Genomic DNA, 13,408 nt, shown 5'->3' on the forward strand with positions numbered 1-13,408 from the left:
ATTACCCACCAACAACATCCGCACACCGACCGCACAATGCACCATCGTCGACAACCTCAGGCAGATGCCGCCAGCAACGACCGCATTTGTGGTTGGTGGTGGGAGCGACAACGGCGCGTTCGCCCTGAGCTACTGACGCAACAATAAACAGTTCTGCCATAAGGGCCTCGCGACCGGCGACAATTGGAGACGGGTACACAACAGCCGCTTCAAGACTCGAGCCAATGATCTTCTCTCTCCGGAGAATTTCAATTTCCTTCAGAATCGCTTCGCGGACTCGCCGAATGGCTTCCCATTCACCCGCAAATGAAGCTCCAACAGCATCAGGTTTGTCAAAAGCGCCGAAATCTAAGGTCGGCACCGCCGGCCAATCCGAAAAATGCACGCTGTGTTCATCGGGGAAGCGCGTTTGCCACACTTCTTCGCTGGTGAAGACCAACACCGGCGCGGCATAGCGCACCAGTGCGTGGAACAAGGTGTCGAGCACGGTGCGATACGCCATCCGCTTGTCACTGGTCGGCGCGTCGCAATAGAGGCAATCTTTGCGGATATCGAAGAAGAAGGCCGACAGGTCTTCGTTGCAAAACTCGGTCAGCAAACGGACATAAGTATTGAAGTCAAAGTCATTGACGGCGACCTTCAACTTCGCATCCATGTCGGCGAGCAGATGGAGCATATACCGCTCCAGTTTCGGCATGTCCGCCACCGCTACCTTTTCGGCATTCGAAAACCCGTCGAGCGCGCCCAGCAGATAGCGGAAGGTGTTGCGCAATTTGCGATATTGGTCGGACACGCCAGCAAGGATTTCCTTGCCGATCCGGTGATCCTCGGTGAAGTCCACGGTCAACGCCCACAGCCGCAAGATGTCCGCGCCATTATCACGCATCAGGTCCAACGGGTTGATCGTGTTGCCCAAGGATTTGGACATTTTCATGCCCTTTTGGTCCATGGTAAAACCATGCGTCAGCACCGCGTTATAGGGCGCACGGCCCCGCGTGCCGCAGCTTTGCAGCAGGCTTGATTGGAACCAGCCGCGATGCTGGTCGCTACCTTCCAAATAAAGATCAGCAGGCCATTGCAAATCAGGCCAGCGTCCGCTTTCGAGCACAAAGGCATGCGTGCAGCCCGAATCGAACCAGACATCCAAAATGTCCGTCACGCGCTCATAATCCGCCAAGGCATAATCGCTGCCCAGATATTCTTGCGCGCGTTCGTCGCTCCAGCCATCGACGCCGTTTTCGCGAATACCCGCGATGATGCGTGCGTTCACGCCTGCGTCGCAGAGATATTGGCCGGACTTGCGATCCACAAAAAGCGTGATCGGCACGCCCCATGCGCGTTGGCGCGACAGCACCCAATCGGGACGGCCTTCGACCATCGCAGTGATGCGGTTCTGGCCCTTTTCGGGCACCCAGCGGGTTTCCGAAATCGCAGTCATCGCTTTTTCACGCAGCGTGCCATCGACGGTGGCTTTGTCCATCGGCACAAACCATTGCGGGGTGCAACGGTAAATGACCTTCGCCTTCGACCGCCAGCTATGCGGATAGCTGTGCTTGTAATCCGCCGACGCCGCGAGCAATCCACCAGCTTCGTGCAAAGCCGCGCAGATCGGGCCATCGGGCGCGTTGAACTTGGGGTTGATGACGCTGCCCTCACCGCCCAGCCAGAGCCAATCGGCGCGATATTTGCCATCGCCTTCGACCGCGAAGACCGGTTCAATGCCATTGGCCTTGCACAGGTCGAAATCATCCTCGCCATGGTCAGGCGCCATATGGACAAGCCCGGTGCCGCTGTCAGTGGTAACGAAATCGCCCGCGAGCATTGGGCGGGGCTTAGCAAAGAAACCGCCGAGTTCGTGCATTGGATGGCGGACGATGGTTCCGGCTAGTTCGGAGCCTTTGCCGGACCAGAATTGTGTTGTTATACCAAACGCTTCGCCTGTAACCAAAAATTGACCAGCTTCTGTAGATGTCGGTTCCGCTGTCTTCGGGTGAATACGCTTGTTAAATTCGCCCGCCAACGCGGATGCCACTAGGATCGAACGACCCTCATATTTAAAGGCTATGTATTCAACATCCGGCCCATAAGCGATCGCCTGATTGACCGGAATCGTCCACGGCGTCGTTGTCCAGATCACCGCATGTGCGTCAACCAACTCCGCAATCGGGCTCTCAACAATCTCAAACGCCACATCGATCTGCGTGGATGTGATGTTCTCATATTCAATCTCAGCCTCGGCCAACGCGGTCTTTTCAACCGGCGACCACATCACGGGCTTCGCGCCGCGATAGAGCTGACCGCTTTCGGCGAACTTCAACAACTCGGCAACAATCGTCGCCTCGGCCTGAAAATCCATCGTCAGATAGGGATTGTCCCAATCGGCATTGATGCCCAGCCGCTTTAATTGCTCGCGCTGCGTATCGACCCAATTTTGCGCATAAGCGCGGCATTCGGCACGAAACTCTTGCTGCGGCACTTCATCCTTGTTGAGCTTTTTCTTGCGATATTGCTCCTCAACCTTCCACTCGATGGGCAGGCCGTGGCAATCCCAGCCGGGCACATAAGGCGCGTCTTTGCCCAACAATGTCTGCGTGCGGACAACCATGTCTTTCAGAATATGGTTCAGCGCATGGCCAATATGCATGTCGCCATTGGCGTAAGGCGGGCCATCATGCAGGATGAACTTTTCGCGCCCACGGCGGCGATTGCGCAACTCGGCGTAGAAATCCTGCTCTTGCCAGCGTGCGAGAATGCCCGGCTCCTTCTGCGGAAGGCCAGCCTTCATAGGGAAATCTGTTTTCGGCAGGAAAACGGTGTCGCGATAGTCGATAGGATCAGTCATGTTAGAAGCGCCTTTAGCGTAAAGATGAGGAGAATTGAAACCTCCTTGTCACTCCACGCGTGTGTCATTCCCGCGAATGCGGGAATCCATGGCATGACATGTCAGCGAAAACTGCGCAGACAGACCATGGACCCCCGATCAAGTCAGGGGTGACAAATGGTATAACTATCAATTATCGCCATGCACGCAGAGTAAATACACCGCATCGGACTACCGCCGCAACGCCGGGCCAAGCTCTTCGATATTATGCGCTCAATATCCGGCGGGCTTCGTCGCAATCCTTCGCCATTTGCTTTATCAGTGCGTCCAGACTGTCAAACTTCGCCTCCCCGCGAATGAAGGCGTGGAATTCGATTTCGATATTCTTGTCATATAAATCTTCAGCAAAGTCGAAGAAATGCGGCTCAAGCAATTCCTTGGGCGGGTCAAAGGTTGGGCGGATGCCCAGATTTGCCGCGCCGTTTAGCACGCGGCCATCGGGCAAACGGCCCTTCACCGCATAAATGCCGTAACGCGGGCGCAGATAATGGCCCATGTCGATATTGGCGGTTGGAAAGCCCAGAAGACGACCGTTTTTGTCGCCATGCTGGACGATACCTTGCACAGTAAAGGGTCGCGTCAACAAGGCGGTGGCGGTTGCGCAGTTGCCATCTTGCAATGCCGTGCGGACGCGGCTTGACGAGATGATGCCCGCGTCATCGACCACTGGGCCCATCGCCGTCGCGGAAAGCCCGTGCACGCCACCAATATCGCGCAGCACATCGATATTGCCGCCGCGCGCTTTGCCAAAGGTGAAGTCTTCGCCGGTAACGACAGCCGAAAACCCAAGCCGTTCGACAAGTAATTTAACGATGAAATCTTCCGCGCTGGTCGCCGCCAGTTCAGCATCAAAATCAAACACCAACATGGCGTCCGCGCCCGCATTTTCGAACAAAAGCTGCCGCTGGTCCAATGTCGTCAACCGGAACCAAGGCGATTGCGGCGCGAAAAAGCGCACGGGGTGCGGATCAAATGTGGCAATGATGGCGGGACGGCCTGCTGCCTTCGCCTGCGCGATGGCCGCGCCCGCGACAGCCTGATGCCCCAGATGAAAGCCGTCGAAATTGCCCAAAGCGACCACAGCGCCGCGCAAGGCATCGGGCATGCGATCTTTGGCGGAAAGGCGGGGGATCATCATGTCAATATTACCCTAGCCCTGAGCCGTCAGTGCGATAGCACTGGCGAAAGTCGAAGGGCGGTATTGCGCAAATGGCCGCCCTTCGACGGACGCAGCCGCTGCGCGACTGCTGCTCAAGGCTGCGGTTAAGGGGGAACATCATTGCGCATTCACCTTCGGCACCAAGCCAGCGCGAATAACGCGCAGCGCATTTTCGCCCATGGCGGCGCGAATTTCGGCTGCGGTAAACCCTTCGTCCAGCAACGCTTGCGTCACCTGAACCAATTGCGATGTGTCGAACCGCACGGTGGTCGCTCCATCATAATCTGAACCTAAGGCGACATGCTCTATGCCCACCAGATCGCGGACATGCTTCATTGCTTTTGCTGCCGCGCGCGGGCTGGTGTCGCACAAGGCGCCGTCCCAATACCCAATGCCAATGATGCCGCCGGTTTTGGCCACACCGCGCACTTCGTCATCGGTCAAGTTGCGGTTGACCTTACAGGTCGCCTGCACGCCGCCATGGCTGGAGACGACCGGACGTGTGGCCATCGCCAACACTTCGGCAACGCCGCTATGCGACAAATGGGCGATGTCGATGATCATGCCCTTGACTTCCATCCGCTTGACAATGTCGCGGCCAAAGGGGGTCAAGCCGCCTTTTTTCAAGCCATGCATCGAACCCGCCAGTTCATTGTCAAAGAAATGGGTCAGGCCAGCCATACGAAAACCAGCGTCATACAAACGGTCGAGATTGCTCGCCTTCCCTTCCAGATTTTGCAGACCTTCAATAGTCAGCATGGCGCCGACGGGGCGCTTCTCTTTCTGCCGCGCGGCCAGCAAAGCATCCAACTGGCCTGCGGTATCAACAGCCTTGATCGCATTATCGGACGCATCAACTGCAGCATCACGCTTTTGGGCATGATATAAGGAACGCTCGGCCAAAGAGCTCCAAGCCTTCACTGGCTGCAACTGCGCAATGGTCAATAAGGTGATGTTGTCGCTGTCGGCACCATTACCATCATAATTCTGGTTCTTTGGTGTCTTTGTCACGGACGAGAACAATTGCAGTGCGACATTGCCGTCTTGCAAACGCGGCAAATCCATATGGCCGCGCGACGCACTGTCGTTTAGGTCGCGGTTCCACATCAATGTGTCGCTGTGCAGGTCAACGATGTTGAGCGTATTGTGCAAAGCCTTGGCCTCATCGCTGACCGCGATCAGTGGCTTGCCATCGATCTGGTTCATTGACCCTTCGACATAGCCAGGTGCAAAGCCGAAAAAGCCGACAGCCGCCACGGCAATCAACGTCGCCGGTATCCAGATTTTCTTGCGCATAATGCCCCCTATCACCCCGACGTTTAGACTGCAGCCCGCCGCAACAATGTTACAAAATCATACGCAGGAGCGCCGCCTTGCGCGGCATGGCTCTCCCGCGCCATTTCTTGCCAGACCGACATGTCAAACGCCGCAACGGTCGCGTCACCATCGGGGCTGGCCGCGATTTCGGTAAGCTCAACGCGGTCGGCCAGCGGCAGGAACAGGTTGTAGATTTCGGCGCCACCGATGACGCAGACATGTGGTCCATTGGCGCGCTTCAATGCCTCCTCGACCGAGTGCACAACTTCGGCGCCCTCTTCTTCCCAATCTTGGTCGCGAGTCAGCACGATATGGCGGCGGCCCTCCAACAGCCCCGGCAGGCTGTCAAAGGTCTTGCGTCCCATAATCATGGGACGCCCCTTGGTCACTTGCTTAAAATGCCGCAGGTCGGCCGGGATATGCCATGGCATGCCGCCATCCTTCCCGATTGTTCCATTACAGGCGCGGGCGAGGACAAGAACGATTTCGGGATGATTCATGCGCCCGTCTTGCCGACTTTTTCTTACCTATACAAGCGGGTGACATGGCCTATTTTTCGGCCCGGTCGCGCTTCGGCCTTGCCATATAGATGCAGATGCGCCGCAGGGTCAGCCAAAATTTGTTCAAAGCGATCGCCATCGCTGCCAATAAGATTTTCCATTTCCACGCGTTGCGCCACTGTTTCGGTGGATCCAAGCGGTAGTCCGCAAATGGCGCGAATATGGTTTTCAAACTGGCTCGTGACTGCGCCCTCAATGGTCCAATGTCCGCTATTGTGCACGCGGGGCGCGATTTCGTTGAACAACGGGCCTTGTCCGCTGGCGAAGAATTCAGCGGTAAAGACGCCGACATAATCCAGCGCCGATGCGACCGCGGCGGCCATATCCCGCGCCGCTTGTTGTTGGCTTTCGACCAATGGTCCGGACGGCAGTGTCGATTTTGCGAGGATACCGCCGATATGCAAATTTTGCGAACTGTCCCAAAAACGGATTTCACCGTCTTGACCGCGGACCAATATCACCGAGAATTCTGCATCAAACGACACCATGGCTTCGGCGATGAGCGGCTGTTCGCCTGTGCGTTCCCACGCACCTGCTACGTCCCCATCGTCGGTGATCCGCGACTGGCCTTTGCCGTCATAGCCCATGCGGATTGTTTTGAGGACGCAAGGGATGCCAACGGCCGCAATTGCAGCCGCCAGGCCGCTTTCGTCCTGCGCAACCGCAAACTCCGCCGTTTTTCCGCCAAGGGCGCGGACAAACTGCTTTTCGACAGCGCGGTCCTGCGCCACTTCAAGCGCCTTAAGCGGCGGGTATACCGAAACAAGCCCAGTGATCGATTCCAGCGGCGTCACGGGCACATTTTCAAATTCAAAAGTCACCACGTCACAGGCCATTGCAAATGCCTTCAGCGCCGCCAGATCATCATATTCCGCGACCGTATAAGCGGCAGCGACATCGCTGGCGACATTGTCCCCCGGCGGCGCGTAAATATGGCAACGATAGCCCAATTGCGCAGCCGCAGTCGCCAGCATGCGGCCAAGCTGACCACCGCCCAATATGCCAATCGTCGATCCCGGGGGTAACGCCGCCATAAATGAACCTTATTCAGGCGTTTCGGCGACCGAAGCCGTCTGTGCCGCGCGCCAAGCGTCCAACCGCTCGGCCAGTGCGGCATCTTCATTCGCCAACATGGCCGCCGCCAAAAGCGCGGCGTTTGTTGCGCCCGCTTTGCCGATGGCCAATGTGCCAACCGGAATGCCAGCGGGCATTTGCACGATGGACAAAAGGCTATCCATGCCATCCAGCGCCTTCGACTGCACGGGTACGCCCAGCACCGGCAGGCGCGTCATGGATGCTGCCATACCCGGCAGATGCGCCGCGCCCCCTGCGCCCGCGATAATGCATTTCAGACCGCGGCTAACGGCAGTTTTGGCATATTCATAAAGACGTTCGGGCGTGCGATGCGCAGACACCACTTTGCATTCATGGGGAATGTGCAGCGCAGCAAGCGTCGCTGAGGCTTCGCGCATCGTTTCCCAGTCCGAACGGCTTCCCATGATGATGCCAATGATCGGCGCTGCGTCGGTCATATGTCACTCCCCTGACAAGTTCGTTGGCAATGGCCTTAGCCTTGTGGTGCAAAAGGCGCAATCCAGCAACGAAGCGTTAACCGTCAACCCGCTTATACGCGCAGCGGCATGTTATGACCGTTCGGACAGATAGTAATATTCACCGTTCAGATGGTCGTCCAATTCATACACGATTGGCTGCCCCGTCGGGATTTCCAAGCCGTTAATGTCCGCATCGGAAATACCCGACAAATGCTTGACGAGCGCGCGCAGGCTATTGCCATGCGCCGAAATCAATACGGTTTTTCCAGCCTGTAACTCCGGCACTATCGCGCTATCCCAATAAGGCAGCACACGGTTAATGGTGTCTTTAAGGCTTTCAGACGCCGGAATATTGATACCGGCATAACGCGGGTCATTGGACAGGTCATATGGCGACCCTACCGCAAGCGGCGGCGGCGGAATGTCGAAGCTGCGGCGCCAGATCTTCACCTGATCCTGGCCATGCTTGGCCGCTGTCTCTGCTTTATCCAGGCCCGTTAGCCCGCCATAATGCCGTTCGTTCAATTGCCAATTTTTGGTTACCGGAACCCATAAACGCCCCATCGCCTCCAACGCCAGATTAAGCGTCTTGATTGCCCGTGTCTGCACGCTGGTAAAGGCAGTGTCGGGCGCGATGCCCTTTTCCTTCATCAACGCGCCTGCCGCCCAAGCCTCCGCCGCACCCTTTTCGGTGACATCCACATCCCACCAGCCGGTAAAACGGTTTTCAAGGTTCCATTGCGATTGGCCGTGACGGATGAGGATAAGTTTTGGCATATATGATTTCCTAAATTATTTGGTCGGGCCCTAACGCAAATTGGTCACATCGCCAAGGTCATGAAACGACTGAAGGGGCTTTTGCGCGCGACCGAGCACACAGCTATATCTACACCATCTCCGCCAAGGTCGCGAGGCATTCGCGGGCCAATAAACGGCAGCGTTCGGGGGACCAGCCTTGGTCGGGGTCGTTGCCATGGACGGTGTCCTTGTAGGGCATTTCCAACGTCATGGAGACGCATTGATGCGAAGGGCCAAAGCGTTCGGCCAGTTGGTTGGTGGACATGGAAAGATTGGCCCTGCCAGGACCAGCTTTGGTATAACCCAGCTCTGTCTGAAAATCGGGGGTGCGCGCCGACAGGCGGTTGATAAAAGCATTATAGCGATCACCCTGATCATCGGTCCATGACGGAATGCCTTCAAACCCAGCCATAAATGCTGCGGGAATGGCTTCATCGCCATGAATGTCCATCGCCCAATGCACGCCTGATTCATCCATCGCGTTACGGATAGCCAACACTTCGGGGCTGCGCTCTGCCGACGGTTCGGCCCATTCGCGGTTCAGGTTTACGCCCAGATAATTGGTGCGCAAATGCCCACGGCAGCTTCCATCCGGATTGCAATTGGGCACAATGTGGAAGCGGCATTTATCGAGCAGTCGCCGGGTATGCGGGTCGCTGAGGTCCGTCAGCATATCAATGGCGCCTTCGATCCAATATTCGGCCTGCGTCTCGCCGGGATGCTGCCGCGCATAGAGCCAGACCTGCGTATCGCCATGGCCCATTTCGAGGCAATCAATCGGCTGGCCTTCGATGCTATGGCCAAGGCAGCGATAGGTCACGCCTTCCAGCGATGCCGTCTCGGCAATCAGATCATGGTGCCGTTCCATGCTATAAGGGGCGAAATAAGCAAAGCATGCAAGGTCGCTTGCGGGGGTGTAACGGATGGTCAATGTGCCGCCATCTTTTGCCTTGTCATAGGTCGTATCGGCGCGTCCCCAATAATCGCGGTCTTCAGAGACGCAAGCCCGGTAATCGGGCCAGCCACCGGGATAGGCGCTGCTTTCCAGTCCGGTAATCCGCAATTCCAGTTCTTCGCCTGCGGTACACGCCACGCGGAAGTGAAACCATTGGGCGAATTCCGAATCCTTGTCCTTGCGGATGCCCAGCGTCGCAACATTGCCATCAATGGCATGAACGATGATGTTACCGCTGTCGAAGGCAGCATTGATATCGGTGATCGGCATAAAATCTTACTTCCCCACTATGTCATTCCCGCGAAAGCGGGAACCCATGGATTAACCGTGCAGCAAGCTGCGCCGGTATGTTAATATGAAAGCTCAGCTAATGGACTCCCGCTTTCGCCGGAATGACAATGTCTGGCTGTTTATGGCACGCGGATAGTCTCACCCGACACGCCGGGGAAGTCCTTAAACAAGGCTTCGGCCAATTTTGATGCAGCGATGCCGGGTTGTGCGGCGGGTGAACCGGCCTTGGCAGATTGCAACGCCGTTCCCTCCCAAATCACCATTTGGTCGCTGCGCCGCAATATGCGGACGGCCAAGCTGGATTGTACCTGTGCCGCTGAACCGCCAGCCAGATTGAAACCAAGGCTAACACCCACTCCCGATCCATAGCTACCCGTCGACCCGCCGACGCCAACCGACACGGGCGCGGGCGCAGGGCGGTCGGGGCGGATCACGGTTGCGCCAAAACGCACTTCGGCGATCACGTGGGAATTTCCGCTATTATCCCGATAGCCGATACGCTGCATTTCGCGTGCAACAGCGGCCAGATAGGGCGATCCGGCAAGTGGCTGGTTCGAAACCGATTCGCCCACAAGCGCGACAGCAAAGCTGCCCGCGCCATAAGGGACGCCTTCGGCGGCGCGGTTAAAGCGGGTGACCTCGACAGGTCCCGTTGGCACGACGCAAGCGGTTAACCCAGTCAGCGCGAGAAGCGACAAAATTCGGGCAATTTTCATCATGCAGATATCCTTAGGCCTGTCATATAGCATATCAAGCGATGTACGGTGGCTGAATCCGCAAAAGGGCCAATCCCGCTTGACTTTCCAGTGCCCGACCCATAGGAGCGCGCCTTCAATTCAAGCTTCTTGCATTTATTAGACGGGTAAATCCGATGAAAGTCGTTAATTCTCTTAAGTCGCTCAAAGGCCGCCATCGCGATAACCGCGTGATTCGTCGCCGTGGCCGCACCTATGTCATCAACAAGACTCAGCCACGCTTCAAGGCGCGTCAGGGTTAATTTGGCCCTGCCTGCGCAATGCGGGCAGTTGGTTCAGGCAGAATGCCGCTCCGAATCTGATTCGTGGGCGGTTTTTTTGCGCCTTAACCTCGATCAAGTCCCTCCGGCGAAGAGGTGCAATGCATGACCAAAATAACCACTGTGGTCTTTGACGTCGGCAAAGTGCTGTTCGAATGGGATCTCAGGCATCTTTTTGCAAAGCTGATTACAGACAGGGATGAGCTGGAATATTTCGTCACAGTCATTGTGACGCCCGAATGGCATTTTCAACATGATGCAGGTCGCGCTTTGGACGATATGGTTGCCGAGCGGATTGCTGAATTTCCAGAATATGCCGCGTGGATTGCGGCCTACGCCCCCCGTTTCAATGAGACCATTCCAGGACCCGTCACGGGGTCACTGGAGATCGTGCAGGAACTCGCCGAACGCGACGTTCCGTTATTTGCGATAACCAATTTCGGCGCTGAGTTTTGGGATATGTTTCGCCCCACCCAGCCGATATTCGACCGTTTTCAGGACATAATCGTGTCGGGAGTCGAAAAATTGGTGAAGCCTGACCCTGCGATCTATGCGCTGGCATTACAGCGCTTCGGGCTCAAGTCGGGCGAAGCGATTTTTATCGACGATAATCATGACAATGTCGTCAGCGCGCGCAAAAACGGTTTTGCTGCGCATCATTTTACAGATGCCGAGTCACTTCGTCGTGAATTGGTTGCCCTGGAGTTATTACTGTAGTTTTTTGCACGCAGAGGCGCGGAGGATGTAGAGTAGAGTCATCAAATCTCCGCGCCCTCTGCGCCTCTGCGTGACCCAAAAAACATCAGCGCAAGCCCTTCCATTCATGGCGCGTCTGTGCTTTAGCAATATAGAAATCTCGCTTTGCAAGGACGTAATCTCCCATGAATATCCATGAATATCAGGCCAAAGAACTGCTCGCAAAATTCGGTGTCGCTGTGCCCGCCGGTATCGCGGCATTGAGCGTAGAAGAGGCCGTTGCCGCCGCGAAGCAGCTTCCCGGCCCTCTTTACGTCGTAAAGTCGCAAATTCACGCTGGTGGACGCGGCAAGGGCAAGTTCAAGGAACTGGGTCCCGATGCGAAGGGCGGCGTCCGTCTGGCCTTTAATCTGGATGAGGTTGAGGCCCATGCAAAAGACATGTTGGGCAACACGCTAGTAACGATCCAGACCGGCCCCGAAGGCAAGCAAGTCAACCGCCTATACATCACCGATGGCGCTGATATTAAGCAGGAATTCTACCTCGCTTTGCTCGTCGACCGTGCAACCAGCCGTATCGCGGTTGTGGCGTCCACCGAAGGCGGCATGAATATCGAAGACGTGGCACATGACAGCCCCGAGAAGATCCACACCATCGTCATCGACCCCGCCACTGGTCTTCAGCCCCATCATGGCCGCAGCGTGGCCAAGGCGCTTGGCCTGACTGGTGACTTGGCCAAGCAAGCGCAGACTGTGCTTGCCGGTCTCTACAGTGCGTTCATTGGTACCGATGCGGAACAGATCGAAATCAACCCGTTGGCGGTTTGCGAAGGCAAGAATGGCGACGCGCTTTTGGTGCTTGATGCCAAAGTCAGTTTTGACGGCAATGCGATGTTCCGGCACAAGGACCTCGCCGAACTGCGCGATTTGACCGAGGAAGACCCTGCAGAGGTTGAAGCATCGGAATATGATCTGGCCTATATTAAACTCGACGGCAATATCGGCTGCATGGTCAATGGCGCGGGCCTTGCCATGGCAACGATGGACATCATCAAGCTGAACGGTGAATTTCCTGCCAACTTCTTGGACGTCGGCGGCGGCGCATCGAAGGAAAAGGTCACGGCCGCGTTCAAGATCATATTGAAGGACCCTGCCGTAAAGGGAATCCTCGTGAACATTTTCGGTGGCATCATGAAATGCGACATCATCGCCGATGGTATTGTTGCTGCGGCCAAGGAAGTGAACCTGTCGGTGCCGCTCGTGGTGCGCCTGGAAGGCACCAATGTGCAGCAGGGCAAGGACATCCTCGCCAATAGCGGCCTGCCCATCGTGTCCGCCAATGACTTGGGCGATGCAGCGGAGAAAATTGTCGCGGAGGTGCGCAAGGCAGCTTAGCGCATTGGCCGATAACACCGCACCGAACGTCTATCGCTCCGGTTTTTTTCAGCGTCAGAATTCGACATCTGCACGGTCCGCCAGCCGGATCGTGCCATTTATCACAGATCTGATCGCGCCGAAATCGGTGCTTGACGTCGGGTGCGGTTCGGGCGCGTGGTCACGGGCATTTCTTGAAAACGATGTGCCGTCCTTGCGCGCCATCGACGGTGACTATGCCCGTTCATCCTTGCTGATCGATGACGCGCATTTTACGTCGGTTAATCTCGCCAATTTTGACGGCAACCTTGGCACGTTTGATCTCGTCGCCTGCATTGAAGTAGCGGAGCATTTGGATGTAGATCGCGCGGCTGGCTTCGTGCAGTTGCTTTGCAAGCATAGCCCAGCGGTCTTGTTTTCTGCGGCAACACCGGGTCAGGGCGGCACGCATCATGTTAACGAGCAGCCCTTGTCCTATTGGACCGAGCATTTTGCGCAGTGCGGTTATCGCCTTTTCGACATTATCCGTCCGGTATTTTGGTACGACGACACGGTGCAGTGGTGGCATCGGCAGAATATGGTCATTTTTGCTAATGAAAATAATGCAGGCCTGATAGATATTTTTGAACAAAAGCACACTGTTACTCCGGCATTGATTGATGTAATTCACCCCGATGCGTTCATAGCCAAAACAGTGTTATCGGCGGTTGTGGACAATGCGCTAAATCGCGTCCGTCGCCGCTTTGGCGCTTGACGTTCACGTAAACGTTAAGCATATGCGCATCATATTAAGCAGGTATCCAATTGTCT

Annotated in this window: 13 protein-coding genes; 4 read left to right on the top strand and 9 right to left on the bottom strand. The window is 56.2% G+C overall.

Features of this window, described 5'->3' with window-relative positions; genetic code table 11:
- Position 1: 1 nt before the first annotated feature.
- The 9 genes from ileS to Q0O07_RS00500 form a co-directional block, all read right to left on the bottom strand.
- Positions 2-2,842 (bottom strand): isoleucine--tRNA ligase, encoded by a 2,841-nt coding sequence (ileS, locus tag Q0O07_RS00460; protein ID WP_295489114.1) that lies wholly within the window; start codon positions 2,840-2,842, stop codon positions 2-4.
- Positions 2,843-3,086: 244 nt separating this feature from the next.
- Positions 3,087-4,019, bottom strand: a complete 933-nt coding sequence (locus tag Q0O07_RS00465) for a bifunctional riboflavin kinase/FAD synthetase (RefSeq protein ID WP_295489116.1) — start codon at positions 4,017-4,019, stop codon at positions 3,087-3,089.
- Positions 4,020-4,157: 138 nt separating this feature from the next.
- Entirely contained in the window at positions 4,158-5,336 is a 1,179-nt protein-coding gene (locus Q0O07_RS00470) for a dipeptidase (protein WP_295489117.1), read from the bottom strand.
- Between the two features lie 23 nt (positions 5,337-5,359).
- A complete protein-coding gene (locus Q0O07_RS00475; protein WP_295489118.1) occupies positions 5,360-5,857 on the bottom strand; it encodes a dihydrofolate reductase in 498 nt (165 codons plus the stop codon).
- Between the two features lie 23 nt (positions 5,858-5,880).
- Positions 5,881-6,951 carry a 5-(carboxyamino)imidazole ribonucleotide synthase gene (locus Q0O07_RS00480; protein WP_295489119.1) on the bottom strand — a complete coding sequence of 357 codons (1,071 nt, stop codon included), beginning with the start codon at positions 6,949-6,951 and terminating at the stop codon, positions 5,881-5,883.
- 9 nt (positions 6,952-6,960) lie between these two features.
- Positions 6,961-7,449, bottom strand: coding sequence for a 5-(carboxyamino)imidazole ribonucleotide mutase (gene purE / locus Q0O07_RS00485; protein ID WP_295489120.1), 489 nt, complete (start codon positions 7,447-7,449; stop codon positions 6,961-6,963).
- Between the two features lie 111 nt (positions 7,450-7,560).
- Complete coding sequence (gpmA, locus tag Q0O07_RS00490) at positions 7,561-8,247, bottom strand: 2,3-diphosphoglycerate-dependent phosphoglycerate mutase (RefSeq protein WP_295489122.1); 687 nt, start codon at positions 8,245-8,247, stop codon at positions 7,561-7,563.
- Positions 8,248-8,356: 109 nt separating this feature from the next.
- The gene (locus Q0O07_RS00495) at positions 8,357-9,493 is read right to left on the bottom strand and encodes a M14-type cytosolic carboxypeptidase (RefSeq protein WP_295489123.1); all 1,137 of its coding nucleotides are present in this window, start codon (positions 9,491-9,493) and stop codon (positions 8,357-8,359) included.
- A 140-nt stretch (positions 9,494-9,633) separates the two neighbouring features.
- Positions 9,634-10,233, bottom strand: a complete 600-nt coding sequence (locus Q0O07_RS00500; RefSeq protein WP_295489125.1) for a DUF4136 domain-containing protein — start codon at positions 10,231-10,233, stop codon at positions 9,634-9,636.
- A gap of 152 nt (positions 10,234-10,385) precedes the next feature.
- Here Q0O07_RS00500 and ykgO point away from each other — a divergent pair, with 152 nt between their 5' ends.
- From ykgO to Q0O07_RS00520, 4 genes are all read left to right on the top strand, one after another.
- A complete protein-coding gene (gene ykgO, locus Q0O07_RS00505) occupies positions 10,386-10,511 on the top strand; it encodes a type B 50S ribosomal protein L36 (RefSeq protein WP_125229386.1) in 126 nt (41 codons plus the stop codon).
- A 123-nt stretch (positions 10,512-10,634) separates the two neighbouring features.
- Positions 10,635-11,246 (top strand): HAD family phosphatase, encoded by a 612-nt coding sequence (locus Q0O07_RS00510; RefSeq protein ID WP_295489127.1) that lies wholly within the window; start codon positions 10,635-10,637, stop codon positions 11,244-11,246.
- Positions 11,247-11,410: 164 nt separating this feature from the next.
- On the top strand, positions 11,411-12,619 hold the full coding sequence (gene sucC / locus Q0O07_RS00515) for an ADP-forming succinate--CoA ligase subunit beta (RefSeq protein ID WP_295489128.1): 1,209 nt from the start codon (positions 11,411-11,413) through the stop codon (positions 12,617-12,619).
- A 4-nt stretch (positions 12,620-12,623) separates the two neighbouring features.
- Complete coding sequence (locus Q0O07_RS00520) at positions 12,624-13,352, top strand: bifunctional 2-polyprenyl-6-hydroxyphenol methylase/3-demethylubiquinol 3-O-methyltransferase UbiG (protein WP_295489130.1); 729 nt, start codon at positions 12,624-12,626, stop codon at positions 13,350-13,352.
- The last annotated feature ends 56 nt before the right edge of the window (positions 13,353-13,408 follow it).

The organism is Sphingorhabdus sp. EL138 (assembly GCF_945890115.1).
In the GTDB taxonomy this organism is placed as follows: domain Bacteria; phylum Pseudomonadota; class Alphaproteobacteria; order Sphingomonadales; family Sphingomonadaceae; genus Sphingorhabdus_B.